Below are 25,965 nucleotides of genomic sequence, written 5' to 3'. Positions count from 1 at the left end.
AAGCTGATGCCAACCACAACAAGCGAGGTCAGGATCGTGGAATTCGTCTGATCCGTCAGATCGTCGCTGCCTTTTGCAACACCCTTGGCAAGCTTGTCGAGCAATGCCGTTATGATGGCTGACGTTCGTTGGATGGAGACGTCTGCGTGGGCGAGTTGCACGGCGGATTCCGCATTTCTGTTCGCCATTCCCAGCTCAACGGCCTTGTCGGTAATTTGCGCGATGGACTGGGATTGTGCGATCAAGGTATCGACAGCAGCGCTCTCTTCCGGAAACACTGTCTTGACATTGCCCAGCCGCTCCAGAAGCTCGCGTTTGCTGTCAATATAAGCCTGCTTGGCAACGTTGATTTCCGCAGCATTCGCATCGTAAGCCATGACCTGATAGGCGCCATATGCCAAGGCGACGAGATTACGGTTTGCCCGCGCAAGCTCCACCAGCGCAGCATTATCGCTGGCGATGAATTCGGAATAAAGCGTGTCGGCTTCCTTGTAACGCGTTGCCATTAACGCGGTGGCACCGAGACCGACGATGCAGAGTGGCAAAATGAGTGACAGGATTTTGGTGCGGATACGGGCATTTTGAAGAAAGGACACGGGAAACTCCTGAAATGGATGCCGCTCCTTTCCCGTGCCGGAGGTGTTCGGCAAAAATGACATTGCACGTCTAAAGCCTTCATCATCAAGGCCCCATCAGCCGGATCATCGGCCTTGTCGCAAACTGCATCATGCATCTGCCCCGCAGGGGGATGCCTGCCCTGAAATTTAGGCAAGCACCTGTTCCGGGAATCCGGCGGCTACGCAACAGACGGAAAAGACTGGCCGCAACAGGAAGAAGATCAAGAAACAGTACTTTATAATATTCTTTTATTTGCTTACCAATACAACAATTATACTTTAAAAATTTAGGATTCCTTTATGCCGCATGATCTGCTTCGAATTTGCGCGGGACAAAAAAAGGCAGGCCTTTCAGCCTGCCGCATGCATTTCCGATAGTGGCGTTGGGAGCGCTCGCGGTAGTGTCAGGCGGCCGCGCGCCGCAATGCCGTTGCAACCGTGTGGATATGGGCAGCGCCAATGCCGCAGCAGCCGCCGATCATGGTTGCGCCGGCATCCGCCCAGGAGCAGGCGAACCGCGAATAGACATCGTCGGTCAGGTCGGTGCGCGTGCCGTGCAGACCTTCATTGGCGGCGGAATCGCCCTGTTCACCTTCGAAGGCATTGGCATAAACGCCGATCTCAAGCGAAACGCCCTTTTCCGCAAAGACGGCGGATGCCGTTTCCACGGCGGCTTTCATGATTTCCGGCTTGCTGCAATTGAACAGAAGGGCGGCAGCGCCAGATTGCGCGGCCCATTCGGCAGCCGCCTTTACCGTTTCACCAGAGCGCAGCGCAGGCTCGCCGCCGCCTGTCGCGGCCGCATCGTCGTTCAACGTGAAGGAAATCCAGAACGGTTTGCCGGTTGCGGCCACGGCTTCCCGCACCGCTTCGCCTTCGGCGATCAGGCTCAGCGTCTCACCCAGCCAGACATCGACGAAGGGCCCGAGATTGTCGACCAGCACCTTCAGATAGTCCTGCACCCTCGTGGCATCGAAATTCTGCGGCTCATAGGAGCCGAAGATCGGCGGCAGCGAACCGGCCACCAGCACGTCGCGGCCGGAGGCATCCGCAGCCTCGCGTGCCAGCCTGCCGGAAAGGGCGATCAGCGATGCGCCATCCTTCTGGAAACGCTCCTCGCCGATATGGAACGGCACCAGCGCATAGGAATTGGTGGTGACGACATCGGCACCGGCCTCGATGAATTCCTGATGCACCTGCCGCACGATATCAGGTGAATTGATGAGCGCCAGCGCCGACCATTCCGGTTGTTTCAGCTCGGCGCCGAGCCGCTGCAATTCGCGGCTCATGCCGCCGTCGAGAATACGGATAGTGCCCATGTTCATGCTCCTTGAACGGTTTACCGCCGGACCGGCACCTGCTGTTCGATGAGACCGAAGCAGCGGGCAATTATGGCGGTGAGAATGAGATAGAAGACGGTGACGACGATCAGCGGCTCATAGACGAGCAGCGTGTCCTGCCGCACCTTGTAGGCCACGGCATAGAGGTCCATCACCGTCACGGTAAAGGCAAGCGGCGTGGCTTTGAGCTGCATCACCACCTCGCCCGCAATTGTCGGCAGCGCGATGCGGATGGCGCGCGGCAGCCAGATGCGGCGAATAAGGGTGAAACGGCCCATGCCGAAAGCCCGGCCCGCCTCCAGCTCACCCTTTGGCACAGCCAGCAACGCGCCGCGCAGAACCTCGGCCTCATAGGCCGCGTAATTCAGTGTGAAGCTGACGGCGGCGAAAAAGAAGCCCTCGCGCAGCACCGGCCACATGAAACTCTGACGCAAGCCGGGGATCATCGGCAGAAACGAGCCGACGCCATAATAGAGCAGCCAGAGCTGGATCAGAAGCGGTGTGCCGCGAAAGAAGGTGCAATAGGCGCGCGCCAGAATTTTTGTCACCCGCCCGCCGCTGACCTGCGCGAAGGCAAGCCCGATAGCGAGAAGAAAACCAATGCTGACGGAGATCACGAGCAGCGCCAGCGTTTGCCAGGCACCGGACAGAAGCAGCGGCCAATATTTGGCGATCCATGAAAAATCCATGCAGCTTCCCCTTTATGCCAACGCCGGCTGGCCGCGCCGCACACGGCGCTCCAGCAGCGAAAAGACGAGGTTGGAAACCAGCGTAATGGCAAGGTAAAGCAGGGCTGCGGCAAGAAAGAACAGGAAATATTGCTTGGTGCTGGCCCCCGCCAGCCGTGTCGCAAGCGCCAGTTCCTGATAACCGACAACCGCCACCAGCGCGCTATCCTTCGTTACCGCAAGCCAGAGATTGGCAAGGCCCGGCAGGGCGTTCGGCAACAGTGCCGGCAAGACCACACGGCGGAAACGCAAGGCCGGCGACATGCCGAAGGCGCGCGCCGCCTCGATCTGCCCGTTCGGAATGGCAAGGATCGCACCGCGCAGCACCTCGGTCATATAGGCACCCTGCACGAAACCCAGAACCGCAACAGCGGCAACGAAACCGTTGACTTCCAAAGGCGGCAGGCCTGCCAGTTGTAGCAGCCGGTTCAGGCCATCAGTGCCGGCGTAATAAAGCCCGACGATGAGGATCAGTTCGGGAACGGCGCGGATTGCCGTCGTGTAGAGATTGAGCAGAAGGCCAAGCGGCCTGTTGCCGGAGAGCTTGCCTAGTGCACCGGCAAGCCCGATGACGATGCCGATCAGATAGGCACCGGCGGAAATGGCAAGCGTCGACGCCGCACCCTTCAAAAGGGTGCCGCCCCATCCCGGAGGATAGGGTGACAGCAGTTGCAGCGTGGTTTCAAGGCTTGCCATTTATGTGACCGGTCAGGAGAAATTACTTACCGTAGATATCGAAGCTGAAGTATTTCTTGGTGATCTCGTCATACTTCCCGCTGGCGCGAACGGCGGCGAGAGCAGCGTTCAGCTTGTTCTTGAGTTCGGTGTCGTCCTTGCGAAGGCCGCCGGAAACGCCAAGGCCGAGGATTTCTTTGTCATCCGCAACGTTGCCCATGTCGGCGCAGCAATCCTTGCCGGCATCACTCTTCACGAAGGCATCGAGAACGAGCGAGTCGCCGAACACATAGTCGATACGGCCGGCTGCGAGATCCTGAAACGCCTCGTCCAGCGTCTGATAGGTCTTTTCGTCTGCGACAGCAGCGAAATATTTCTTGTAATATTCGGACTGGATGGTCGCGACCTGAATACCGATGGTCTTGCCCTTGACGTCTTCAGCCGCCGCACCCGGCTTTTCGCCCTTGGCGCCGATCAGCTTGCTCGGCGTCTTGTAATATCTGTCGGTGAAATCGATCACCTTCTGGCGCTCTTCCGTGTTCGACATGGACGACCAGATGACGTCGAACTTTTTGGTCTGCAAGGCGGGGATGAGGCCATCCCAGGAAAGCTCGACGATCGAGCATTTTTCCTTCATTTCCGCGCAGACGGCGTCCATGAGATCGATTTCCCAGCCCTGCCACTTGCCGCTGGCATCCTTGGCGAAGAAAGGTGGGTAGGATTCGTTCATGATGCCGAAGCGGACATCGGCGCTGGCGGTGAAGGCGGAAACCGCAAATGCCGTTCCGGCAAGCAGCGTGGCGAAGAATTTCATTTAAAGTCTCTCCTGTTAAAACAAACGGCGAAGCGAAACGGCCATCACGCCAGCGCGCCCGTAAATTCTCTGCAACGGGCGCTTACGGGATTGCCGAACACCTGCGCCGGTGGCCCCGCTTCCTCCACACGGCCCTGATGCAGAAACATCACCTCAGTGGAAACATCGCGCGCAAAGCGCATCTCGTGAGTAACGAGCAACATTGTGCGGCCTTCCTCGGCCAGATCGCGGATGACCTTCAGCACCTCGCCCACAAGTTCCGGATCGAGCGCCGAGGTGGGTTCGTCGAACAGCATCACCGCCGGCTCCACGCAGAGCGCGCGCGCAATCGCGGCGCGCTGCTGCTGCCCGCCGGAGAGGAACGCCGGATAGGCATTTTTCTTGTCGTAAAGGCCAACCTTGTTCAGCAGGGCTTCGGCCTTTTCCACCGCCTCCTGCCGCTTGACGCCGAGAACGTGAACAGGCGCTTCGATGACATTTTCCAGAACGGTGCGGTGGGCCCAGAGATTGAAATTCTGGAACACCATGCCAAGCCCTGTCCGCAGCTTTTCCACTTGCCGCCAGCTTTTCGGCACAGCCTTGCCGTCCCTGCCAATCTTCATGGCGATCTCCTCGCCATTGACGATGACCCGGCCGCGATCCGGCGTTTCGAGAAAGTTGATGCAGCGCAGGAAGGTACTCTTGCCGGAACCGGACGAGCCGATGATCGATATGACATCGCCTTTGTGGGCCTTCAGCGAAACGCCCTTCAAAACTTCGTGTGTGCCGAAGCTCTTGTGGATGTCATCCGCTTCGAGCGCACAGGCGCCTGTATCTGCCATTTATTGACCTTGCCGATCCGGTTCATTGCGTGTCGAGCAAAATGCGGAGCGGTTTTGCGACAGGACATGCATAACAACAAAGACTTAAGCCACGCATGTTTAGCGAAACCCGCTGCAAACGCGCGCAATATCAGGCTCTTTTACACATTTGAAACGAAAAATCATTTCAAAATATCATCCGCGAGCAACGATCTGCGCGATTTGCCCCTGATACGCCTCGCCACGCTGGCCGCGTTACTGCCAGTCAGGGCCAATTGCGGTTCCGCCTGCGCCTCATCCTCGACAAGGCTGGCATTCGCCTGCAAACGCAGGCCCATCACGGCAACGACGAGGAAAAACCAGACGAAACCGGTACTGAGGAAGAACATCGTTTCCAGAAAGCCGTAGAGCAGGACATAAAGCCAGACGCCGACATAGAGCTTCGTCAGCGGGCTTTTGCGCGTGGCCTCATCCATCTTGCCGAGATCGCGAAGCGGCATCAGACAAATCCACGTCAGCACCAGAATAAGACCTGGCACGCCGCTGCCAAGCACAAGGTCGAAATAGCCATTGTGGGAATCCGGCGCCGTCGTTGCCCAGGTATTGTTCTCGGTGAAGCTCGTCATCAGCGTGTCGCTGCGCCAGAAGGCCTGGTAGCCGTATCCGACGATCGGGCTTTGGCGGATATAATCTATCGAGACGGTCCAGATATCGGTTCTGCCGGTGAAACTGGCGTCGATCCCCAGTTTCGTCAGCATCTGTGAAAAGACCGGATCAACGGTCGTGCCGACGATCACCACGGCGAAGGTTCCCAGAAGCAGGGTCACAACAGCGTAACGCCATCTTGGCCAGCCCACGATGAACCAGCCCGTGGCGATGATAATCGGCATCAGGCCGAGCGCGGTCTTGCCACCCGACTTGACGAGAAAGATCAACGACAGCAACAGAACCGCCAGGCCGCCGATAAGGGACCAGCGCTTGCACAGATAAATCCCGACGATCATCAGCACCGCCATGATCGAGGCTGCCTCGTTCTTGTGACGGAAGACCCCGCGCCAGTTGCCCGCAAGGAGCGGCTCCAGCGCATCGCTTGCCTGATGGATCGACCGCGACGGCAGGACAGCAACGCCGAAATAACAGAGGAACAGGATGATCAGCGCGCATGTGGCAAGCAGCGTGGTGAAATGCCGCTCGGTGCGCGGCAATTGCAGGAAACAGCTGGCAAGCACGCAGATGATGGCGCACATGGCAAGCCGCCGCAGCGAAAACACCGGTGCGCCGCCCACCACTGAGGTGAAGATATACCAGCCGAAGATCGCGAGCATCAGCAAACGCGGCGTAAAGACAATGGAAGACGACCGCTCCTTTGCCATGAACGCCACGAAACTGATGAGCAGGATGATCGCGGTGAGCTGGTTGAGGAGGTTGGACCCGGCCGCCATGGCGGACCCCAGATAGGTCGAGGAAAGCGAGATATAGGGCGAGAAGCCGACCGTGAAATAAAAGAACGTCACATAGAAAAGTGCATTCCGCCAGGCAACACTCGCCTGCTCATCATGCGCTGCATCCATCAGGTAATTTTCTCTACCTTTTTCCATACGTTCTCACATCGTACCCGATGCTTCGTCTCGGTAACATGAATATCCCGTCAAAACCCTATTTTTTAGTTATTCATAATACACGGAGGAATAGTAATTCCATTATAGAGGAATGAAGCCCGGGAAATTGAAACGGAACCTGATTTTCGAAGTCAACATATGGATAAGGGTAGAATCTTGACCATATCAAACTTCATCTGTCAAATTTAAGTTGCTGATTTCCCTATTATTGGCTAGACATACGCCCTCGTAAAGGTTGCTTATATCTATTTGACGACAGAGATATTTCGCTACGTTAAGGATATACTGGGGTGATGATCCGAAATTCTGTTTAACGTATATTAACAACTCTGGATATATCTTTGGCTTGTTGATTTCATAAACGCGTAAATAGCTGGAAACCGACGGTGGACGTTCCGATACACACCAATATGGACGATAGCAACAACGAAGGGGTGACACAACGCCCGGTTCAGCCAGCTGCGCCCGGCGTTCGACCCATGCGCAGGGACGATCTTCCGGCTGTCGAGGTTGTGCTCAACAGCGCGTTCAAAAAGACCGGGCTTGATAGAAACTTCGACTTCGGCGCTTACGTCGAAACATTGTTTTTCAGCAGTCCTGTGTTTGATCCCGAATATGGCAGCGTTGTCTACGATGCTGGAGAGAGCGGGGTTACCAGCGTTATCCTTGCCGTCCCCATGCGGTTTGTCGCGAACGGAAAACCCATTACCGCAAGGTTGTTATGTGCTTTCGCGTCGAAAGGAAAACTCGGCGCACTCGGCGCCGCGCGCCTGTCCCGCGGCATGCGCGCGACGAAACACGATATGCTGTTTTCGGACACGGCCTCCCCCGTCAGCGCCGATCATTGGCTTGCGATCGGCGGCAGCATGTTGCCGATGGAAAGCCTGCAATGGCACAAGGCGCTCAAGCCTTTCAGCGCGATTGCCCTGCGCATGCCGCGCCGTTCGCAAGTAGTCAAATCCAGGCCCGGACTTATGGCGCTTGGATTTGTGGACCGTATCCTGCGATCGTGGAAAAAGGGCATAAGGCCCAATGAAGTTGCCGGCACCACGGTCAGACCGGTGGATTTCGAGACGTTCCGACGCAACGCGCTGACAATGATCGAGCGTTTTTCCGTCCGCCCGGAATGGTCCCACGAGGAATTCCACTGGCTGATCGAAATGAGTAAAACCAACGGCACCCTTGGTGAATTGAGCAGCCTGGCGATCGAAAATGCCGAAGGCCGCATCATCGGCGCTGCCCTGTTTTTCGGACAGGCGGGACGGACCGCCTATGTGCTGAACCTTGTCTGCGATGCCGGTCGCGAAAACGACGTGCTCGGTGCGCTGTTCCGCCATTTCGATGATGAGAACTATGCCCATGTCACCGGCATGTCGCAGCCGTTTCTCATGAACGCGCTCTACCGTCAGAACCACGTGACCTTCCATCATCGCGGTTATTTCTGCATGGCCACCCGGGATGAAGCCCTCCGGGATCGGGCGCTTGCCGGCGATATCTATATTGGCGGGCTAAGCTCGGAAAGCTGGAGCAAGCTCATCACAGATTTCTAAGGCCCTTGCGCCGGTTGTGAAGAAACTGCCGAGCCTTCTAGGCCCCAGTGAAGCGCTGGACATTCGCTGAAATCAGGTGACGCAGCGCCTTCGCGTAACGTTTGGAGCGCGTCTTGGCCGCAAGGGCGCTCGACCAGTCCACCATCGATCCGTTGATATCGAAATCTCCGAGCTGGCCTTCGGGAACGTCACCCTTTTCGATGCGCTCGACGATGGAGCCCAGCGCCGCGTAAAACTCGGGCGAGCGATAGGGCGGATGCAGCGAATACATGCCCTTGCCCGTGCCGAGAAAATCAAGCCGGTATACGCCGATGCGCATCATATTGTCGCTCAGCACCTCTTCGGCAGGCATTGAGACCGGTTGCTGATTATAGGCATAGGAGCGGATGCGCCGTTTGACGTCGGGTCTCAGCAGTTCGAGCGAGCCGATACGCTTGGCGAAACGGTCCATGTCGATCATGAACAGGCGGGTGGAAACGGTCGCGAACCGCCATGTGGGAACGCGGCTCGGCAGCTTGCGCGGTTCGGGAATGTTCTTCACCCCCGGCATGCCGACATGGCGGGAGATATCGAGATCGCCGCGCACGGTGGGCGGCCCGGAAAACGGCGTGATGCAGAGCGCGTCCGGATTGGCCTTCTGCAGCGCAATGGCTTCGTTGAACCAGCTCTGGCTGCCGCCGCCAAACATCATGTCGCTGTCCATATGCAGCACATAACGGGCGTTGGCACGTTTCAACCCGTGGAAATAAACATGGAAAGGCCCGCCGTCGAAAGCCTTGGCGGGATAAGGAACTGGCGAGCGCGAAAAGAACGTCTCCGCCACCGCACTGCGCGCCGCATCGCTATAGTCGGCAATATCCACATACAGATGCGGATAGTTGGCCTGCATTTCCTCCAGCATGTCAAACAGGCGTTTGCTGGCGGCCTCGAAACCGTTGCCCTTGTAGCGGCCGGCTCCAACCTGGCCGGTATCCACCGTCAGGAGAATACGGTCCACCTGCCCGCCCCAGACCCGCAGCTGATGCGGAACGGTCAGGGCCGCATGCGGTGCGTCGAAGGGATGCAGATTGATTTGCAGCGCCTTTTGTACGGGAGGAAGCGGCATTTCAGCAGTCATAATTACGCACCACGGTTCCGGAATTCATTGATGACGGCCATCATGGGTTTTTCGTTGAAGCTCCAGTCGAGCGGCAGCGGCCGGTTCGCGGTGCCATCCCGGCGGGGATAGGCCCAGCGGATCCAGGTATATTGGTCCGAAATGCCCCATGTGGTGATGGAGGAAAGCGGGCCGCCTTCGCACGCCGCTTCGAGAAAATCGCGGACCTGACCGTTTATCAGCATGTCGCGCTCGGCTTCCGGGGCGGGAAGCGTCTGGTCCATCGCATCCAGTTCCGTCACCAGAACGGCAAGACCATAACTGCGCATTTCCTTGGTAAAGGCGGCAAGCTCGTCTTTCGCAATGGGCCAGCCACCGCGCAGATGCCCCTGCAGGCCGATAGCGTTGATCGGAGCGCCTTTCTCTAGCAACTCGAGAATGAGATTGCGGAAGGCCGCGCGCTTGGCCGGCGATTTCTCGACCGCAAATTCCACATCATATTCGTTGAGGACGAGCTGGGCCTTCGGATCGACGGAATGGGCGATGTCAAAGGCCTTTTTGATGGCGTCCGGGCCTGCGCCATAATACCAGGCGTCGCGGCGCGAGCGCACATTGCCGGGCACGTCGGGGATAGGCTCATTGACCACATCCCAGCTGTGTATCACGTCCTTGTACCGTTCCATCACCTTGACGATGTGGGTTTCCATCAACTTCTCGACCTTCGCGCCGCTGCCGATGCTGGCAAGCCAGGGCGCGTTGGAAGCGTACCAGATAAGCGGATGACCATGCATGGTGAGTTTGTTCTGGCGCGCGAAGTTCGCAAGCGCATCGGCAGCGGCAAAATCGAACACCTCTGCCGAAGGCCGCATAACCTCCCATTTCATCTCTGTGACTGGGGTGATGCGCGAGCAATATTTGACCACCGCTTCGCCGATGCGGCTATCGGCGGTAAGGTCCGGCAGATAGATGGCCGCACCGTAAGGGGCAATCTTTGTCGACGTTTTCCTGGTCGCGGCAACGCCCTGCCCGGCCATGGCATGCAACAGGCCCGCGCTTGCAGCGCCACCCAGAAAATTCCGCCGCCCGATCCGCATTCGCCCGCCTCCACAACCCCGGCGCATCGGCCCGAAAATCGAAAGCGATTTTCGAAAGGGACGATGCGCATATCACAACTGTCAGAACGTCATTGATGCGTCCCAATGGCCGCACGACGCTCTAATTCTCAAAACATAACATCTTGATCATGCCAAAAGGATATTAAAGATTTGCAAGGTTAACTGACGCTATACCACGTCACAATTGGCGCAAGCCGGCTTAATCCGGTAGTAACTTCAGTGTGAGAATTATTGACCCGCCCCTGATGGAGTAAAAATATTGGTTTCCGTCTCGATTGTCATTCCCGTTCGCAACGGCGAGCGTTACATCGTGGAAGCGATCGAAAGCGTGTTGTCTCAGGGGAAAACCGTTTGCGAAGTGCTCGTTGTCGATGACGGCTCCACCGACACAACGGCGCAAAAGGTGCAAAGTTTCGCCGATCCCCGCGTAAAACTGCTGGCCCGGCCGCAGGGACGGCAGGGCGTTTCCGCCGTGCGCAATTTCGGCCTGTCTCAGGCGCGCGGTGAATGGACGATGTTTCTCGATGCCGACGACCGCGTGAAGCCGGGCGCGATCGCTGCGCTGTGCGCCGGCATCTCCGGACCGGATGTCGTTGCCGTCTACGGCGATTATGAGCGCATTGACGAGAATGGCGCCAAGATCGGACGGCGCAACCTCATCAGACGGCGGGAAAAACCTGATGGTTTCATCCTCCAGCCGCTTTTGGGCGGAAACTTCATCGTCAATGGCGGCATCATGCTGGTCAAAACCCGCATCTTTCAGGATTTTGGCGGTTTCGACGAGACATTGCGTTATGCGGAAGACTGGTATGGCTGGTGCCGGCTGGCTGCCTCCGGCCGTTTCGCCTATCTGCCCGGCCGCCACGTGCTGGATTACCGGGTGCACAGGACAAGCGTGATGATGAACCGCCTTCTGACCTTCCGGGATTGCGAACCGGCGATCGAAGCGGTGTTTTCCGATCCCGCCATCGTCGCCGCCATTGCGCCGCAGGAATTGCGCCGGCTTCGCCGCAAATCCGAAAATCACATGAATGCCTATACCGTGGCGCAGGCCTTTCGCGCCCGGCGCTATCGCGAGGCCTTTTCGGCGCTTGCCGATACATTTGTCAATCGCCCGCGCCAAAGCCTGCGCGCCGTCGTGTTTTCCGCCGCAGCCCTTGCCGGAATTTAGGAGTGTCCATGTCCGAAATCATGCCGGAAGCGGTGGTGTGCATTCCGAGTTTCCGCAGGCCTGCAGGTTTGCAGAAGACGCTGAACTCGCTGGCAGCCCAGAAGGTCGATTTCCCCTTCGCCATCGTCGTTGTCGATAATGACGGGGTGGGCCAGGCGGGGCTGGCCGTCGCGCGCGCTTTTCTTGCCGAGAGCGGAATGATGGGCCAGACGCTGGTCGAGCCGACGCAGGGCAATTGTTACGCCATCAACACGGCATTCCGCACGGCGCGGCAGAGCTATCCATCCGCGCAGTGGTTTCTGATGATCGATGACGACGAAGCGGCCTCGCCCGTCTGGCTCGCTGAAATGGTCTATGCCGCAAAATCCTTCGGCGTCGATATCGTCGGCGGGCCGGTCGATCGCGAATTCGATGCCCCCGCACCCAAGGCGGTTCTGGCACACCCGCTGTTCGGCTCCATCGAGGCGCCGACCGGCGTAGTCGATCAAATCCATGGGTCCGGCAATTGCCTGATCTCAAGGCGGGTTTTCGAAACGCTGGAAAAGCCGGAATTCGATGTACGGTTCAATTTCCTTGGCGGCGGCGACATGGATTTCTTCACCCGTTGCCGAAAGGCGGGTTTCAAATTCGCCTGGAACGCTCAAGCCCTCATCATCGAATATGTGCCGGAAAACCGCATGGCGCCGCGCTGGATCATGGAGCGCTCGCTCCGAACCGGCATCATCAATTACAGCATCGACCGCGCCCGACGCCCCGGCCTGAAGGGCGGGCTGCTGCTTGCCGCCAAAAACGTCGTCAGCCTGTGCCTGTCACTGGTCCGCGCCGTTTCCGCATTCCTGAAAACCGGTGCGCTGCTGCCCGCCACGCATCCACCGCTTATGTCCATCGGCCGCGTCATGGCGAGCCTCGGTATTACGCTCACGCCCTATAAGGCGCCGGCGAAAAAGGCCTGAACACGGGCTCGTCCGGCAGTTAATCTCAGCTTTTCAGCTCAGGGTTTTTTCCCTGCGCAAAGAGATCCCATTCACATGCCGTTTCTGGGAAGCGAATGACGAAAAAACGGCTGCAAGAATGAGAAGCGGCACAAGAACCGGCCAGAAGAAACAAAGGATGATACCGGTCACCCGGTAAAAGTCCCAATCCTTGTCGCGGCGGGCGCCTTCTATATAGGTCATGGCAAGAGAAGTAACGGTGCCAATCCCATATACGAAAAGAGAAATGGACGTAATTACCATCGCTGTCCTCAATATATTTCTGATTCGAATAAATATGTAATATCCGCTCAGTGTACCGCCGTTACGCCCACTTGCAACGATTTTCGGCGGAAAGACACCTCCACCCCGATACGTTAGAGCGACCTCATATAGCGCGACTCCATATGATGATTGCATGCGCCGGCAGATGCCGCTCACATGATATCGATCCTGAACCGGCCGGACGGTCAGGGGCAATTCCGTAAAGAATCAATGAGAATGCGCAGATTTCAGACCTTGCCGGCCCCGAACCCGTAGCGGTGCTTCAGCAGCGAATATATGGCGATGGGATTGGTCAGCAGGTAGCGCTTGCCGAGACGCCTCGGCTCAAGCATGGCCCTGTAGAGCCATTCGAGCCCCATATCCTGCATCCATTGTGGCGCCCTGCTGTTCTTGCCCGCGAGAAAATCGAACAGACCGCCGCAGGTCTTGATCACCGCAATGTCGGAAAGCCTGTCGAGATTGCGCGCGACGAAACGTTGCTCCAGCGGTATGCCGAAGCCCACCCAGAGAATATCGGTCTGCGATGCGACGATATCGGCAAGGATCGCCTCCTCGTCTCCGGGTCTGAAATAACCATTGCGCCGACCGGCAAAAACAAGCCGTGGATAGAGCTTTTGCATTTCCTCGACTGCCGCGCGGTTCACCTCTTCGGAACCGCCGAGAAAATAGAACCGCGTGCCGGTCGCCTCAGCCCTCCGGGCCACCGCATGAACGAGATCCGTCGTCGCCACACGTTCCCGCAGCGCTCTTACGCAGAACTGGCGGGAAAAGATTACCAGCGACATGCCGTCGGCATGAATCTGGTCCGCCTGCCGCAGCAGGGCTTCGAATTCCTTGTCTTGGTGACAGAGTGCGATGACCTGACCGTTCGCCGATGTCGAATAGAACGGCTTTGCGCCGGCCGCGCGTTCACGTTCCGCCCGCAGGATAAAATCCTCCGCCGTCTCTTCGATGGTCGCATCGGTGATGGGCAAAGCCGCAAGCGGAACAACCGGCCAGTGTGTGCCAGGCCCTTCCGCATGCGGGACATCTCTCCCTGTCATATTCTGTCCGGTGTCCAAGATAGGCATCGTTTCACTGTTATATTCACGCATAGGATTAAGGTATAAGGCTTCAAACACTACGAATAACTATCATTAATATTCTTATAAATCTGACGCTTGAATCAAACAATTATACGCCCGAGGGTTGAGTGACCACCCCAACCTCTCCTCCCCCTATTCCGGTTTTGCGGTTGATGGGTTAAGGGACGACGAAACCACACCATAGAAAAGGTCCCGGCCATGGAAACCATATCGATCGACAACCGCGGCGATTTCGGCCTTTGGGCCATCGAACGGGCAAAAGAAATCGTCGCCAACGAGGCGTCCGATCTTGCCGTTTCGGTCCGTGACGGCGACGAGACAGGCATTCGCGATGCGGGGAATGCGCTGGGTGCCGCCATCGCCGCCGCCCTGCTCGAAGTCTATGACGGCCTGATGTCCGAGGAATAAGCGCGCGCGGTCGCAGCCCTCAGGCGTAGCGTTCCGCGTGATCTGTCCGGCGCAGAAAACCCAAAAGCCCAAGTGCGATGGCAATTCCGAGACCAAGGAACAGACCGCCCACGCCACCGGCGATCAGGAAGATCAGCTTGCCGGGCGGCCAGCTTCTGGAATTGGGCGCTACCGGCTGCGAAATCACCCGCACATTGGTGGAATCGATTGTCTGCTGCTCGGCGATCTGGCGTGATCGGTTGAGATAGGTCTCGTAGATCGCGGCAGCTGAGTTGGCGTCTCGCTCCAGATCGCGCAGCCGCACCTGCGCCTCATTGTCGGTGAAGACGTTGGCGCGTTCCGCAACCGCCTTCAGCCGCAGGGCATCAAGCGAGGAGCGGGCCTCGGCGACATTGGTCTTGGCCGCCAGCAAAATCCGCTGCGCCTCATCCGCAATGCCGCGTTCCAGCATGTCGCGTTCCGCCCCGGCAGTCGCCAGACGCGGATGGCGGGCGCCATAGGTCAGCGTCATCGCCCCAATCTGCTGCTGCAAGGTGCTGTATTGCGCACGAATGGTGTTCATGGTCTGGCTGTCGAAGATCGCGTCGCTCTGGGTGCGGTTCTGGGCAATCGCCGCCTGCATCTGCTTGAGGCGCGACTCCTCCTGAATGACGCGCTGCTGCGCGGCAAGAACCTGCGCATTCAGCTCGCCGGACGCCAGATTGCTGACCAGCTGGCCGTTATTCTCCTGCAGGCCGTTTTCGCGGCGGAAGTCGGCGACGCGCTTTTCGGCAACCGTCACGTTCTGGCGCATTTCCTCAAGCCGCTTCTTGAGATCATCGACAATACGCAGGCTGCTGTCGGAGGTCGTCTGGAACAACTCGCTTTCGAAAGCCTTCACCATCGCCTTCGAGACTGTCACGGATTTGTCCGGATCATTGGTCCAGACCGCAAGCGTCACCACGAAGGAACGCGGATCCCGTTCCGCCGCAACCCGTTCGCCCAGCGAACGAAGCGCGCCGACCTTGTTGTCACCATCTTCCGGCTTGGGTGAAAAAAATGCTTTCAGCCGCGCAAGAGGCGGTGGGGATATGAATTCCGGGTCCTCATCCAGTTTCAGCTCGTCCACCACCCGCGCCAGCACGTTGCGCGACGTGACGGTGCGCAGCTTGCTCTCCACTTCGAGAATCTGGGTGTCGCGCTGCTGGTTGGGCGAAAACACCCCGTCATTGACGACATTCAGGTTGGAGGGATTGACGACGATATCCGTATAGGCGGTGTAACGCGGCGGCGTCATATAGGCATAGGCGAGTGCAGCGGCGACGCAGAGAATGATCGCAAGCACAATCCAGACGATCCCGGCACGCAGCCAGCCGAGTACCTCGTCCACACCGATCCGGTCGATATATTTCAGGCCCGGCAGCGTGGCCGCGAAACTGTTGCTTGGCGAGGCCGGCCTTGTGGGCTTTTCAGCCGGAGCGGGTTCGGCAACGGCAGCCGCCGGCTTCGGCTCAAGATGCTCTTTCAGCACCGTGCGCTCGAAAACCTCATCCTCATCCACCAGATCGTCCAGCAGGGAACCGTGGGGTCTGGCGGCGGGCGCCGCTTTTTCATCCAGCGGACGTGCCTGCTTATGTCCCGCCTTTTGAAGCCTGTACATCAGCCAATCCAACTTGAACGAACCACAAAAAAGGCCTGCAACAGATGGTTTTCATCGTCGCCAGAACCACTATTAACCGGCAAGTCTAGATATAACGGGTGAATTTTAGGTTACCCGCATCATCCCCCGCCATCATCACCTATTCGCCGCGTGCATGAAAGAGATGATTGACTTGAATGGATCGATACGGTTCTTTCTGGCGTTATATTTTTGTATTATCCATTTGAACCTCAAAGATTTTATCGAAACGGAGTTTGGCATGAGCCTGAAATTTGGAACGAGCGGCCTTCGCGGCCTGTCTGTCGATCTGAAAGGAAAGGCCTCGGCCGTCTACGCAACGGCATTTGCAAGGCACCTTCTCACATCGGGTCAGGCAAAGGCGGGCGACCCCATTCTCGTGGCCCGCGATTTCCGCGATTCGAGCCCGGATGTTTCCGCAACCTGTATCGCCGCGCTGAAAAAGGCCGGCCTCACACCGCTCGATTGCGGCACAGTGCCGACACCGGCACTGGCGCTTTACGGACTTTCCCTCAAGGTCGGCGCTCTGATGATAACGGGTTCGCATATTCCGGCCGACCGCAACGGCATCAAATTCTACCGCCCGGACGGCGAAATCGACAAACAGGACGAAACTGCGATCGCCGCACTCGCAGCCGAAGTCGAGGCTGAAGGGATTAACGACGAGGCCGCAACGGCGGACGACCATTCCGCAATTGCAGCCGAGCTCTTTTATGAGCGCAATGCCGCACTCCTGCCGGAAAAGGCGCTGTCGGGCCTGAAGATCGGCGTTTACCAGCACAGCACGGTGGCGCGCGATCTCTTCGTCGATGTTCTCGCCCACTATGGCGCCGATGTCGTGTCGCTCGGCCGTTCCGAGACCTTCATTCCGGTCGATACCGAGGCGGTCTCCCCTGAAACGCTGGAGCTTCTCAAAAAATGGGCGCCGGAACACGGCCTCGATGCCATCGTTTCCGCCGATGGTGACGGCGACCGGCCCCTGCTTGCCGATGAAAACGGCGTGCCGCTGCGCGGCGACTTGATCGGATTAATTACGGCGAATTTTCTCGATGCCGGCGTGGTCGTCACCCCCGTCACCTCCAATTCCGGCATTGAGGCGAGCGGTTCGTTCAAGGTCATCCGCACCAGGGTCGGTTCGCCTTTCGTGATCGCCGGCATGGCACAGGCCCTTGCCGAAGGAAACAACGGCGTCATGGGTTTCGAGGCCAATGGCGGCCTTCTGACGGCCTCCACCTTCACATTGAACGGCAAACCGCTATCGCCGCTGCCGACGCGGGACAGCTTCCTGCCCATCCTCGCCGTATTGCTTCTCTCCGCCGAGCAGAAAAAGCCGCTATCGCAGATTGCCGCCGCCTATAACCTGCCGGTCGCGGCTGCGGATCGTCTGGAAAACTTCGCACAGGAAAAGAGCGCTGCCCTGATGACGCATCTGCGCGCCTCGCGGAATAATCTCGAAACCTTCCTCGCCCCCGTGGGCACGGTCAAGGCGCTGAGCGACATTGACGGCCTGCGCGTGGCGCTGACAGACGGCAGCACCATCCATTTCCGCCCGTCCGGCAATGCTCCGGAAATGCGCTGCTACGTCGAGGCCGCCAATCAGGACGAAGCCGAAACGCTGCTCAGCAAGGGCCTCGATCTCATCCGCAACTTTGGATGAGTGGATGGCGCTGAACGCTTGAAGCGGACGGTCACCATGAATGTCCCAGTGTCGCAAATGTCGCATCCCGTCTTTGCCTGTTGCTCTTCCCGCTCCGGAAAGCGATAAGGGCCGCAGGGTTCAAGGAGGCGGGATGTGAGCGGCGAGACCATTACCCTTTATGAAGCGATCGGCGGCGATGCCACAGTCAGAGCACTGACCCGGCGCTTTTATGAATTGATGGACACCCTGCCAGAGGCGGTGCATTGCCGCGCCATCCATCCAGCCGATCTTTCCGGCAGCGAAAGCAAGTTCTACGATTATCTGACCGGATATCTTGGCGGACCGCCGGTCTATGTCGAAAAACACGGCCACCCGATGTTGCGCAGGCGTCATTTCGTGGCCCCTATCGGACCCGCCGAGCGGGACGAATGGCTGCTCTGCTTTCGCCGCGCGATGGACGAGACCATCGAGAACGCAAAGCTCCGGGACATCATCTGGGGACCGGTGGAGCGGCTGGCCTTTCACATGCAAAATCAGGAAGCGAATAACCCATGACGACGGAAAGATTGCGCGCCTTGATTTTGCTGCTGGGCAGCCTTTTGGGTGCTTCCGGCGTCATGCTTGCCGCCGCCGCCACCCATACCGGCGAAACCTATATGCTTGGCAACGCCTCGGCCATGGCGCTCGCCCATGCGCCGGTGCTTGTGGCACTGCATATCGGCGCGGACCGCATCAGAACCGCCATTCCGGCAGGGCTGATTCTTGGCTTTGGCACGGCGGTTTTTGTTGGTGATCTCGTCACCAGACATTTTTCCGGTCACAGCCTGTTTCCCTACGCGGCTCCCTTGGGTGGCCTCGGCATGATCGCGGGATGGCTGGTGCTCTGCGCCGGTGCATTTTTGAAGCCGAGGGGCTAAATCGGCATCAACGCCGTTTCCAGCGAAACGACAGGATGTTGCCGCCACGTTGAGCCGCGTCACCGATCTCGAAGAACGGCTTTTCGCCCGGCTGGCGGGTGCGCAGATAGGGAAAAGCCAGCACATTGCCGCCGTCAGCTGCGGCGCGGTTGCGCCGCTCGCGTTCTCCGACGACTTCATACATCTCCGTAAGGGCCGGATCGGCGCACTGGCCTGCCATCTTGTGCAGCTCCACGCGGCAGGCCTCAGCCACCGCCTGCTCTGCATCCTTGAAATTATTGCGCTCGTCGCTCATCGTTTAAGGTCCGTTCATTCATCGTCTGCAGCGCCCGCTCCAGACTGGATTTGCTGCCATTGCGCAGCGGAATGAACGTCTTGCCGAATTTCTTGCAACCGGACTTCACCCGCAGACACGCATCGTGGCTGATACAGTCGATCGGGCAGAAAACGCAGTCGACGGAGGGAAGAACAGTGTCGATACGCGAGACCGCCTCACGCAATCCGCCATCGTGATGGATAAGCTCGGCGCCGAAATTGCTGGCGATCTGGCGAAGATGGGCAACCTGACAGTCACGGCCGCCAACATAAAGAAAGCTCTTCGGACCGGAAAGCTGCTGTTCGGCCACATCCTTTTCAGGTTGAGGCGCGCCCTTGCCCTGCTTGCCGCCGCGTTCGGCTTTCTTCTTTTCCTTGCGTGCCATTCCCTCACCTGCCGGTTGATTTTTTCATGCCCCGACGTTCGGGATGCCGGCACCATAATAAAGATGAGTTTTGGAGTAAAGTATAAAGGTGATGATTTTCCTCATGTTTTGACATAAAGAATCGATCACATATTCGCGATAACCTCACCAGATCAGTTGTTGATCTTCAATCCGCCCATGAAAAGCTGCTCCAGGTGCCGGGCTGCATCCTCAAACCGGCCTTCGCCACCGTTTTTGTCGCCCAGCACGGCCCTCACCTGCACGTCGAAATCCGCATAGTGCTGCGTGGTCGACCAGATCGAGAAAATCAGGTGATAGGGATCGCATTTCGCCATCCGCCCGGCCTTGATCCAGACGCGGATTACCTCTGCCTTTTCATCCACCAGTTGCTTCAGCGGACCCTTCAGCTCATCCTCGATATGTGGCGCGCCCTGGAGGATTTCATTGGCAAACAGGCGGCTCTCGCGCGGAAAATCGCGCGACATTTCCAGCTTGCGGCGAATATAGGAGCGGATTTCGCTTTCAGGATTGCCCTCGGCATCAAAAGCCCTGAGCGGATCCAGCCAGGTATCCAGCACCCGCTCGATCAACGCGCGATGCATCGCCTCCTTGGTGCGGAAATAATAAAGTACGTTCGGTTTCGACATGCCGGCCGCCTCGGCAATCTGGTCGATGGTGGAACCGCGAAAGCCGTTGGTGGAAAACACACTCAGCGCGGCCTCAAGAATCGCTTCCTGCTTTTCTTCCTGAATGCGGGTCCGCTTCTGTGTTTTCGCTGCGCGCGGTATGGCCATACTCTGCTCTCTGTGTTTCTTTTCGGTGCAATTGCCGCTACAGTATGCTTAAAAAATAATCGCCGCGTACAGTTTAGGCAAAATTAGTGCGATTCGTCACGAAAATCCCTTGCTGACGTCATGGCGAATTTGCAATGTTTACCAGCCGGTCAATTTATCCACCATCGCCATCACAAGGCAATGGCTGTTATCTTAACCGGCAAAAACGGGAACGGCACAAGCTTTGCTTCGATAAAAACAAAACAGGTGAGGACGACACTTCATGGCAGCGGGTAAGAACTTGACGGTCAATGGCGACCGTCTGTGGGACAGTCTGATGGACATGGCGAAAATCGGCCCCGGCATTGCCGGCGGCAATAATCGCCGCACGCTGACGGATGAAGATGCTGAAGGCCGCAGCCTGTTCAAGCGCTGGTGCGAAGCGGCCGGCCTCACGATGGGCGTCGACAAGATGGGCACGATGTTCGCCACCCGCCCCGGCGAGGACCCGGATGCACTGCCGGTCTATATCGGCAGCCATCTCGACACCCAGCCAACCGGCGGCAAGTTCGATGGCGTTCTCGGCGTGCTGGCTGGACTGGAAGTCGTGCGAAGCCTGAACGATCTCAACATAAAGACGAAACACCCTGTTGTCGTTACCAACTGGTCCAATGAGGAAGGCGCGCGCTTTGCCCCGGCCATGCTGGCTTCCGGCGTCTTCGCCGGCATTCACGATCTCGATTACGCCTATAGCCGCACCGATACCGACGGCAAGACCTATGGCGACGAGCTGAAGCGCATCGGCTGGCTGGGTGAGGAAGAGGTGGGCGCCCGCAAGATGCACGCCTATTTCGAATATCATATCGAACAGGGACCGATCCTCGAGGCGGAAGGCAAGCAGATCGGCGTCGTTACCCATGGTCAGGGCCTGTGGTGGCTGGAAGTGACGCTGACAGGCAAGGAGGCGCATACCGGCTCGACGCCGATGGCCATGCGCGTCAATGCTGGCCTCGCCGCCGCCCGCATCCTCGAAAAGGTGCAGGAAGTGGCGATGGCCCACCAGCCGGGCGCTGTCGCCGGCGTCGGCCAGATGATCTTCACGCCCAATTCCCGCAATGTGCTGCCCGGCAAGGTGGTTTTCACCATCGACCTCAGAACCCCCTCGCAGGCGAAACTCGACAACATGCGCGCCATCTTCGAACGCGAGGTGCCCGTTATCGCCGAAGAACTCGGCGTCGGCTGCTCAATCGAGGCCATCGGCCATTTCGATCCCGTCACCTTCGATCCGGTGCTGGTGGGCCGCGTGCGCGCTGCTGCCGAAAAGCTTGGCTACAGCCATATGGACATCATTTCCGGCGCCGGCCATGATGCCTGCTGGACGGCAAGGGTTGCACCCTCCACCATGATCTTCTGCCCCTGCGTGGACGGTCTTTCCCACAACGAGGCGGAAGAGATTTCGCTGGAATGGGCGGCGGCCGGCTGCGATGTGCTGCTGCATGCGGTGCTGGAAACTGCGGAGATCGTGCAATGACCGCCACCATTATCAAGAACGGCACCATCGTCACCGCCGACCTGACCTACAAGGCCGATGTTAAAATCGAAGGCGGCAAGATCACAGAGATCGGACCCGATCTGACCGGCGGTACAGTGCTCGATGCCACGGGATGTTACGTCATGCCTGGCGGCATCGATCCGCATGTGCATCTGGAAATGCCCTTCATGGGCACATATTCCGCCGATGATTTCGAGAGTGGCACGCGTGCCGCCCTTGCCGGCGGCACGACCATGGTGGTGGATTTTTGTCTGCCCGATCCCGGCCAGTCGCTGCTCGATGCCCTGCAAAGATGGGACAACAAGGCAACGCGAGCCAACTGCGATTATTCCTTCCACATGGCCGTTACCTGGTGGGGCGAGCAGGTCTTCAACGAGATGAAGACTGTGGTTCAGGAAAAGGGCATCAATTCGTTCAAGCACTTCATGGCCTACAAGGGCGCGTTGATGGTGAATGACGACGAGATGTTCGCCTCCTTCTCGCGCTGCGCCGAGCTTGGCGCCATTCCCTTCGTGCATGCGGAAAACGGCGATATCGTTGCGCAGATGCAGGAAAAGCTGATGGCGGAAGGCAATGTCGGCCCGGAAGCGCATGCCTATTCCCGGCCGCCCTCCGTCGAAGGCGAAGCGACCAACCGCGCCATCATCATCGCCGATATGGCCGGTGCGCCGCTTTATGTCGTTCATACATCCTGCGAGCAGGCACATGAAGCCATCCGCCGTGCGCGTCAGAACGGCATGCGCGTTTATGGCGAACCGCTGATCCAGCACCTGATCCTCGACGAAAGCGAATATGCCAATGCCGACTGGGACCATGCTGCCCGCCGGGTCATGTCGCCACCCTTCCGCAACCGCCAGCATCAGGATAGCCTCTGGGCGGGTCTCGCCTCCGGCTCGCTGCAATGCGTGGCGACCGACCATTGCGCCTTCACCACCGACCAGAAACGCTTCGGCCTCGGTGATTTCCGCAAGATCCCCAATGGCACCGGCGGGCTGGAAGATCGCATGCCGCTGCTCTGGACCCATGGCGTGGCGACCGGCCGGCTGACGATGAACGAATTCGTCGCCGTCACCTCCACCAACATTGCGAAAATCCTCAACATCTATCCGAAAAAGGGCGCGATCCTCGTCGGCAGCGATGCCGATCTCGTCGTCTGGGACCCGGCGCGGGAAAAGACCATCCGCGCGGAAAACCAGCAATCGGCCATAGATTACAACGTATTCGAAGGACAGAAGGTGAAGGGCCTGCCGCGCTTCACCCTGTCGCGCGGCATCGTCAGCATCGAGGAAAGCACGGTGAAGACGCAGGAAGGTCACGGCACGTTCGTCGCCCGTGATCCCTATCCCGCCGTCAGCAAGGCGCTGTCCACATGGAAAGAGCTCGTCGCGCCACGCAAGGTGGAACGCAGCGGCATCCCGGCATCGGGTGTATGACCTTGAGCACCGATCCGAAACGCGAAATCGTCATCGCTGCCGCCGTTCTCCTGAATGCGCGGCGGCAAATGCTTGTCGTGCGCAAGCGCGGCACCACGCAATTCATGCAGCCGGGCGGCAAGATCGATCCGGGTGAAACGCCGGAGCAGGCGCTTCACCGTGAACTTGCCGAGGAAATCGGCCTCACGCTTCCTGAAAATGCCGCGCGATATGAGGGCATCTTTCGGGAGGAGGCCGCCAATGAGACAGGGGCGGAGGTCGTGGCCCATGCCTTCGTCGCCCAACTGAATATCGACGTTACCCCGCAGGCCGAGATAGAGGAGGTGCGCTGGCTCGATCTGGATGCGGCCTCCAATCTGCCGATCGCCAAACTCACGGAAACACGTATGCTGCCGCTGGCACGCGCAGCCCTGACGGAAAGTGGAAACAAGCCACGATGAACCAAGCCTCGTCCTATTCCGTCGTTTCCGCCAGAAATCTCGGCCTCACCTTCGAAACCGGCGATGGCCCGGTGCACGCGCTTTCCAATGTCGATCTGGAAGTGGGCAAGGGCGAGTTCGTCTCCTTCATCGGCCCTTCCGGCTGCGGTAAGACCACGTTCCTGCGGGTGATTGCCGATCTCGAAAAGCACACATCCGGCGATATCACCGTCAATGGCACCACGCCGGAAAACGCCCGCAAGGACCGGTCCTACGGCTATGTCTTTCAGGCCGCCGCACTCTATCCGTGGCGGACGATCGAAAACAACATTGCGCTGCCGCTCGAAATCATGGGCTATACGAAGGCCGAACAGAGGGAGCGCATCGACCGCACGCTCGATCTCGTCAATCTCAGCGGTTTCAGCAAGAAATACCCATGGCAGCTTTCCGGCGGCATGCAGCAGCGCGCCTCCATCGCCCGCGCGCTGGCCTTCGATGCCGACCTGCTGTTGATGGACGAACCCTTCGGCGCGCTGGACGAGATCGTCCGCGACCATCTGAACGAACAGCTGCTGAAACTGTGGGATACGACCGGCAAGACCATCTGCTTCGTCACCCACTCCATCCCGGAAGCCGTTTATCTCTCGACCAAGATCGTCGTGATGTCACCACGGCCCGGCCGGGTAACGGATATCATCGAATCCACGCTGCCAAGGGAAAGGCCGCTTGAGATCAGGGAGACTCCGGAATTTCTGGCAATTGCGCATCGCGTGCGTGAGGGATTGAAGGCGGGGCATAGCTATGAGGGGTGAAGTCAGCGCCAGCATTACCCCCCATCAACCGAGGGCGCCGCAATGACCCTCCTCCGCCACCGCGTCCTCCCCATCCTCACCGTCCTCCTCGCCATCCTCATCGTCTGGCACCTTTGCGTCATCTACCTCAACATGCCCTTCGTCCGCGATCAGGCAAACCGCGCCGGCCAGACGCCGAGCTTCATGGAGCTTCTGCCGCAAACCTTCACGCAGGAGCGCCCGGTTCTCCCCGCCCCGCACCAGATCATCGCGGAACTGTGGGACACCACCGTCAACAAGGCGATCACCTCCAAGCGCAGCCTCGTTTATCACGCGGGCGTCACGCTTTCGGCCACGCTCCTCGGTTTCGCCATCGGCGCGGTGCTCGGCATCCTGCTCGCCGTCGCCATCATCCACAACCGCGCCATGGACCGCTCGGTCATGCCGTGGATCATCGCCAGCCAGACCATCCCCATCCTTGCTGTCGCGCCGATGATCATCGTCGTCCTGAATTCCATCGGCATTTCCGGGCTGTTGCCCAAGGCGCTGATTTCCACGTATCTCTCGTTCTTCCCGATTGTCGTCGGCATGGTGAAGGGCCTCAGAAGCCCCGAAACCATCCAGCTGGACCTGATGCACACCTATAATGCCTCGCCCGCACAAATCTTCTGGAAGCTGCGCTGGCCGTCTGCCCTCCCCTATCTCTTCACCTCGCTGAAGATCGCCATTGCGATTGCGCTGGTCGGGGCCATCGTCGGCGAATTGCCGACGGGCGCCGTCGCCGGTCTCGGTGCGCGTCTGCTCTCCGGCTCCTATTACGGCCAGACCGTGCAGATATGGGCAGCGCTGTTCATGGCCGCCGGTGTGGCCGCCATTCTGGTATCGATCATCGGCATCGCCCACGCTGCCGTCCTCAAGAGAATGGGAGCGCGGCCATGACAAATCCCGTCTGGTTTATTGGCGCAATCCTGTTCTGGCTTGCCGCTTGGGCCTCCAACGAATGGCTGGTGCGCCACACCTTCGCATCACAGTCGGCAAAGCGAATGAGCCGCATGGCCGTACCGCTTCTCTTCGGGCTGGCCATTCTCGCGCTTTGGGAAGGTGTGGTGCGCGGCTTCTCCGTCCCACCCATCCTGTTGCCTGCCCCGAGCGCCATCCTCGCCCGCCTTCTCGGCTCGCTACCGATCCTCTGGGCGGATTTCCGCCAGACCTTCCTCAAATCGGTGCTGACAGGTTATGTGCTCGGCTGCGGCCTCGGTTTCATCGTTGCCATCCTCATCGATCGTTCGCCCTTCCTCCAGCGCGGGCTGCTGCCCATCGGCAATTTCGTCTCCGCCCTGCCGGTCGTCGGCATCGCTCCCATCATGGTCATGTGGTTCGGTTTCGACTGGCAGTCGAAAGTGGCTGTCGTCGTCATCATGACGTTTTTCCCGATGCTGGTGAACACGGTTCAAGGGCTTGCCGCCTCCAGCCACATGGAACGCGACCTGATGCGCACCTATGCCGCAGGCTGGGGGCAGACATTGCTGAAACTGCGCCTGCCCGCCGCCTGGCCCTTCATCTTCAACGCCCTGAAGATCAATTCCACACTGGCGCTGATCGGCGCCATCGTCGCGGAATTCTTCGGCACGCCCATCGTCGGCATGGGTTTCCGCATCTCGGCGGAAATGGGCCGCAGCAATGTCGATATGGTCTGGGCAGAAATTGCCGTGGCGGCGCTCGCAGGCTCAGGATTTTATGGTCTGGTGGCGCTCATCGAGCGCGCCGTCACCTTCTGGCATCCGTCCGTCCGTGGGGGACGAACGTAAA

Annotated in this window: 26 protein-coding genes and 2 pseudogenes; 13 read left to right on the top strand and 15 right to left on the bottom strand. The window is 58.7% G+C overall.

What is annotated here, in order from left to right; genetic code table 11:
- The 7 genes and pseudogenes from ASD46_RS25220 to uppW form a co-directional block, all read right to left on the bottom strand.
- A pseudogene (locus tag ASD46_RS25220) lies at positions 1-596 on the bottom strand (methyl-accepting chemotaxis protein); the annotation flags it as partial.
- A 425-nt stretch (positions 597-1,021) separates the two neighbouring features.
- Positions 1,022-1,936, bottom strand: coding sequence for a homocysteine S-methyltransferase family protein (locus tag ASD46_RS25215; protein ID WP_025594292.1), 915 nt, complete (start codon positions 1,934-1,936; stop codon positions 1,022-1,024).
- Between the two features lie 20 nt (positions 1,937-1,956).
- Positions 1,957-2,646: an ABC transporter permease gene (locus ASD46_RS25210; RefSeq protein ID WP_013636681.1), complete on the bottom strand. Its 690-nt coding sequence runs from the start codon at positions 2,644-2,646 to the stop codon at positions 1,957-1,959.
- A 12-nt stretch (positions 2,647-2,658) separates the two neighbouring features.
- Positions 2,659-3,381 carry an ABC transporter permease gene (locus tag ASD46_RS25205; protein WP_013636682.1) on the bottom strand — a complete coding sequence of 241 codons (723 nt, stop codon included), beginning with the start codon at positions 3,379-3,381 and terminating at the stop codon, positions 2,659-2,661.
- Between the two features lie 22 nt (positions 3,382-3,403).
- Entirely contained in the window at positions 3,404-4,174 is a 771-nt protein-coding gene (locus ASD46_RS25200) for a transporter substrate-binding domain-containing protein (RefSeq protein ID WP_025594294.1), read from the bottom strand.
- Positions 4,175-4,218: 44 nt separating this feature from the next.
- The gene (locus tag ASD46_RS25195) at positions 4,219-4,995 is read right to left on the bottom strand and encodes an ABC transporter ATP-binding protein (protein ID WP_013636684.1); all 777 of its coding nucleotides are present in this window, start codon (positions 4,993-4,995) and stop codon (positions 4,219-4,221) included.
- A gap of 161 nt (positions 4,996-5,156) precedes the next feature.
- A complete protein-coding gene (gene uppW, locus ASD46_RS25190) occupies positions 5,157-6,572 on the bottom strand; it encodes a Wzy-type polysaccharide biosynthesis protein UppW (protein ID WP_082546258.1) in 1,416 nt (471 codons plus the stop codon).
- Between the two features lie 500 nt (positions 6,573-7,072).
- Here uppW and ASD46_RS25185 point away from each other — a divergent pair, with 500 nt between their 5' ends.
- On the top strand, positions 7,073-8,143 hold the full coding sequence (locus ASD46_RS25185; protein ID WP_026330759.1) for a hypothetical protein: 1,071 nt from the start codon (positions 7,073-7,075) through the stop codon (positions 8,141-8,143).
- A 37-nt stretch (positions 8,144-8,180) separates the two neighbouring features.
- On the opposite strand, the gene uppG is transcribed toward ASD46_RS25185, so the two are convergent.
- Positions 8,181-9,260, bottom strand: a complete 1,080-nt coding sequence (uppG, locus tag ASD46_RS25180; RefSeq protein WP_013636687.1) for a polysaccharide biosynthesis glycosyltransferase UppG — start codon at positions 9,258-9,260, stop codon at positions 8,181-8,183.
- A gap of 2 nt (positions 9,261-9,262) precedes the next feature.
- Positions 9,263-10,333 carry a polysaccharide biosynthesis UDP-hexose transferase UppI gene (gene uppI, locus ASD46_RS25175; RefSeq protein ID WP_025594299.1) on the bottom strand — a complete coding sequence of 357 codons (1,071 nt, stop codon included), beginning with the start codon at positions 10,331-10,333 and terminating at the stop codon, positions 9,263-9,265.
- Between the two features lie 280 nt (positions 10,334-10,613).
- Here uppI and uppH point away from each other — a divergent pair, with 280 nt between their 5' ends.
- Positions 10,614-11,525: a polysaccharide biosynthesis endo-1,4-beta-xylanase UppH gene (gene uppH / locus ASD46_RS25170; RefSeq protein WP_013636689.1), complete on the top strand. Its 912-nt coding sequence runs from the start codon at positions 10,614-10,616 to the stop codon at positions 11,523-11,525.
- An 8-nt stretch (positions 11,526-11,533) separates the two neighbouring features.
- Entirely contained in the window at positions 11,534-12,478 is a 945-nt protein-coding gene (uppJ, locus tag ASD46_RS25165; RefSeq protein ID WP_025594302.1) for a polysaccharide biosynthesis UDP-hexose transferase UppJ, read from the top strand.
- Between the two features lie 33 nt (positions 12,479-12,511).
- On the opposite strand, the gene ASD46_RS27875 is transcribed toward uppJ, so the two are convergent.
- Together ASD46_RS27875 and uppL are read right to left on the bottom strand one after the other, a co-directional pair.
- On the bottom strand, positions 12,512-12,937 hold the full coding sequence (locus tag ASD46_RS27875; RefSeq protein ID WP_236742489.1) for a hypothetical protein: 426 nt from the start codon (positions 12,935-12,937) through the stop codon (positions 12,512-12,514).
- Between the two features lie 71 nt (positions 12,938-13,008).
- Positions 13,009-13,824: a polysaccharide biosynthesis UDP-hexose transferase UppL gene (uppL, locus tag ASD46_RS25155; RefSeq protein ID WP_035198987.1), complete on the bottom strand. Its 816-nt coding sequence runs from the start codon at positions 13,822-13,824 to the stop codon at positions 13,009-13,011.
- A 240-nt stretch (positions 13,825-14,064) separates the two neighbouring features.
- Between uppL and ASD46_RS27385 the strand changes: the two genes are divergently transcribed.
- Positions 14,065-14,274, top strand: a complete 210-nt coding sequence (locus ASD46_RS27385; protein WP_003513853.1) for a hypothetical protein — start codon at positions 14,065-14,067, stop codon at positions 14,272-14,274.
- A 19-nt stretch (positions 14,275-14,293) separates the two neighbouring features.
- Here the strand turns inward: ASD46_RS27385 and uppM are convergent, their stop codons facing one another.
- The gene (gene uppM / locus ASD46_RS25145; RefSeq protein ID WP_025594305.1) at positions 14,294-15,913 is read right to left on the bottom strand and encodes a polysaccharide biosynthesis protein UppM; all 1,620 of its coding nucleotides are present in this window, start codon (positions 15,911-15,913) and stop codon (positions 14,294-14,296) included.
- Between the two features lie 259 nt (positions 15,914-16,172).
- Between uppM and uppO the strand changes: the two genes are divergently transcribed.
- The 3 genes from uppO (at position 16,173) to ASD46_RS25125 (ending at position 18,487) form a co-directional block, all read left to right on the top strand.
- Positions 16,173-17,588 (top strand): polysaccharide biosynthesis phosphomannomutase UppO, encoded by a 1,416-nt coding sequence (gene uppO, locus ASD46_RS25135; protein WP_035198988.1) that lies wholly within the window; start codon positions 16,173-16,175, stop codon positions 17,586-17,588.
- Between the two features lie 135 nt (positions 17,589-17,723).
- On the top strand, positions 17,724-18,125 hold the full coding sequence (locus ASD46_RS25130; RefSeq protein ID WP_025594308.1) for a globin: 402 nt from the start codon (positions 17,724-17,726) through the stop codon (positions 18,123-18,125).
- Positions 18,122-18,487, top strand: coding sequence for a DUF423 domain-containing protein (locus ASD46_RS25125; protein WP_003513866.1), 366 nt, complete (start codon positions 18,122-18,124; stop codon positions 18,485-18,487). Before ASD46_RS25130 ends, ASD46_RS25125 begins: the two co-directional genes overlap by 4 nt.
- Before the next feature lie 7 nt (positions 18,488-18,494).
- On the opposite strand, the gene ASD46_RS25120 is transcribed toward ASD46_RS25125, so the two are convergent.
- The 3 genes and pseudogenes from ASD46_RS25120 to ASD46_RS25110 all read right to left on the bottom strand — a co-directional run bounded on the left by ASD46_RS25120 (position 18,495) and on the right by ASD46_RS25110 (position 19,982).
- Entirely contained in the window at positions 18,495-18,782 is a 288-nt protein-coding gene (locus ASD46_RS25120; protein WP_019565129.1) for a hypothetical protein, read from the bottom strand.
- A pseudogene (locus ASD46_RS25115) lies at positions 18,763-19,086 on the bottom strand (DUF2325 domain-containing protein); the annotation flags it as partial. The gene ASD46_RS25120 and the pseudogene ASD46_RS25115, both read right to left, overlap by 20 nt.
- Positions 19,087-19,340: 254 nt before the next feature.
- Positions 19,341-19,982 (bottom strand): TetR family transcriptional regulator C-terminal domain-containing protein, encoded by a 642-nt coding sequence (locus ASD46_RS25110; RefSeq protein WP_003513869.1) that lies wholly within the window; start codon positions 19,980-19,982, stop codon positions 19,341-19,343.
- A 262-nt stretch (positions 19,983-20,244) separates the two neighbouring features.
- On the opposite strand from ASD46_RS25110, the gene ASD46_RS25105 reads away from it, so the two are divergent.
- Genes ASD46_RS25105 through ASD46_RS25080 form a run of 6 tightly spaced genes read left to right on the top strand, consistent with a single transcriptional unit; the run spans position 20,245 to position 25,964 of the window.
- Complete coding sequence (locus tag ASD46_RS25105) at positions 20,245-21,492, top strand: Zn-dependent hydrolase (RefSeq protein ID WP_025594310.1); 1,248 nt, start codon at positions 20,245-20,247, stop codon at positions 21,490-21,492.
- On the top strand, positions 21,489-22,946 hold the full coding sequence (gene hydA, locus ASD46_RS25100) for a dihydropyrimidinase (RefSeq protein ID WP_025594312.1): 1,458 nt from the start codon (positions 21,489-21,491) through the stop codon (positions 22,944-22,946). The genes ASD46_RS25105 and hydA overlap by 4 nt, the downstream gene beginning before the upstream one ends.
- Positions 22,943-23,386, top strand: coding sequence for an NUDIX hydrolase (locus tag ASD46_RS25095; RefSeq protein WP_019565127.1), 444 nt, complete (start codon positions 22,943-22,945; stop codon positions 23,384-23,386). Before hydA ends, ASD46_RS25095 begins: the two co-directional genes overlap by 4 nt.
- The gene (locus ASD46_RS25090; protein WP_013636702.1) at positions 23,383-24,177 is read left to right on the top strand and encodes an ABC transporter ATP-binding protein; all 795 of its coding nucleotides are present in this window, start codon (positions 23,383-23,385) and stop codon (positions 24,175-24,177) included. Before ASD46_RS25095 ends, ASD46_RS25090 begins: the two co-directional genes overlap by 4 nt.
- A 42-nt stretch (positions 24,178-24,219) precedes the next feature.
- The gene (locus ASD46_RS25085) at positions 24,220-25,095 is read left to right on the top strand and encodes an ABC transporter permease (RefSeq protein WP_025594316.1); all 876 of its coding nucleotides are present in this window, start codon (positions 24,220-24,222) and stop codon (positions 25,093-25,095) included.
- Positions 25,092-25,964 carry an ABC transporter permease gene (locus ASD46_RS25080; RefSeq protein WP_003513877.1) on the top strand — a complete coding sequence of 291 codons (873 nt, stop codon included), beginning with the start codon at positions 25,092-25,094 and terminating at the stop codon, positions 25,962-25,964. The genes ASD46_RS25085 and ASD46_RS25080 overlap by 4 nt, the downstream gene beginning before the upstream one ends.
- The last annotated feature ends 1 nt before the right edge of the window (position 25,965 follow it).

It is taken from the genome of Rhizobium sp. Root491 (genome assembly GCF_001427205.1).
GTDB classification, from domain to species: domain Bacteria; phylum Pseudomonadota; class Alphaproteobacteria; order Rhizobiales; family Rhizobiaceae; genus Agrobacterium; species Agrobacterium tumefaciens.
This window is presented reverse-complemented; position numbering and strand designations above follow the sequence as displayed.

Bases quoted from the DNA above. Each gene is read 5' to 3' on its own strand.
- ASD46_RS25215 (WP_025594292.1), bottom strand. From the start codon at position 1,936: ATGGGCACTATCCGTATTCTCGACGGCGGCATGAGCCGCGAATTGCAG.
- ASD46_RS25210 (WP_013636681.1), bottom strand. From the start codon at position 2,646: ATGGATTTTTCATGGATCGCCAAATATTGGCCGCTGCTTCTGTCCGGT.
- ASD46_RS25205 (WP_013636682.1), bottom strand. From the start codon at position 3,381: ATGGCAAGCCTTGAAACCACGCTGCAACTGCTGTCACCCTATCCTCCG.
- ASD46_RS25200 (WP_025594294.1), bottom strand. From the start codon at position 4,174: ATGAAATTCTTCGCCACGCTGCTTGCCGGAACGGCATTTGCGGTTTCC.
- ASD46_RS25195 (WP_013636684.1), bottom strand. From the start codon at position 4,995: ATGGCAGATACAGGCGCCTGTGCGCTCGAAGCGGATGACATCCACAAG.
- uppW (WP_082546258.1), bottom strand. From the start codon at position 6,572: ATGGAAAAAGGTAGAGAAAATTACCTGATGGATGCAGCGCATGATGAG.
- ASD46_RS25185 (WP_026330759.1), top strand. From the start codon at position 7,073: ATGCGCAGGGACGATCTTCCGGCTGTCGAGGTTGTGCTCAACAGCGCG.
- uppG (WP_013636687.1), bottom strand. From the start codon at position 9,260: ATGACTGCTGAAATGCCGCTTCCTCCCGTACAAAAGGCGCTGCAAATC.
- uppI (WP_025594299.1), bottom strand. From the start codon at position 10,333: ATGCGGATCGGGCGGCGGAATTTTCTGGGTGGCGCTGCAAGCGCGGGC.
- uppJ (WP_025594302.1), top strand. From the start codon at position 11,534: ATGTCCGAAATCATGCCGGAAGCGGTGGTGTGCATTCCGAGTTTCCGC.
- uppL (WP_035198987.1), bottom strand. From the start codon at position 13,824: ATGACAGGGAGAGATGTCCCGCATGCGGAAGGGCCTGGCACACACTGG.
- ASD46_RS27385 (WP_003513853.1), top strand. From the start codon at position 14,065: ATGGAAACCATATCGATCGACAACCGCGGCGATTTCGGCCTTTGGGCC.
- uppM (WP_025594305.1), bottom strand. From the start codon at position 15,913: ATGTACAGGCTTCAAAAGGCGGGACATAAGCAGGCACGTCCGCTGGAT.
- uppO (WP_035198988.1), top strand. From the start codon at position 16,173: ATGAGCCTGAAATTTGGAACGAGCGGCCTTCGCGGCCTGTCTGTCGAT.
- ASD46_RS25125 (WP_003513866.1), top strand. From the start codon at position 18,122: ATGACGACGGAAAGATTGCGCGCCTTGATTTTGCTGCTGGGCAGCCTT.
- ASD46_RS25120 (WP_019565129.1), bottom strand. From the start codon at position 18,782: ATGAGCGACGAGCGCAATAATTTCAAGGATGCAGAGCAGGCGGTGGCT.
- ASD46_RS25110 (WP_003513869.1), bottom strand. From the start codon at position 19,982: ATGGCCATACCGCGCGCAGCGAAAACACAGAAGCGGACCCGCATTCAG.
- ASD46_RS25105 (WP_025594310.1), top strand. From the start codon at position 20,245: ATGGCAGCGGGTAAGAACTTGACGGTCAATGGCGACCGTCTGTGGGAC.
- hydA (WP_025594312.1), top strand. From the start codon at position 21,489: ATGACCGCCACCATTATCAAGAACGGCACCATCGTCACCGCCGACCTG.
- ASD46_RS25095 (WP_019565127.1), top strand. From the start codon at position 22,943: ATGACCTTGAGCACCGATCCGAAACGCGAAATCGTCATCGCTGCCGCC.
- ASD46_RS25090 (WP_013636702.1), top strand. From the start codon at position 23,383: ATGAACCAAGCCTCGTCCTATTCCGTCGTTTCCGCCAGAAATCTCGGC.
- ASD46_RS25085 (WP_025594316.1), top strand. From the start codon at position 24,220: ATGACCCTCCTCCGCCACCGCGTCCTCCCCATCCTCACCGTCCTCCTC.
- ASD46_RS25080 (WP_003513877.1), top strand. From the start codon at position 25,092: ATGACAAATCCCGTCTGGTTTATTGGCGCAATCCTGTTCTGGCTTGCC.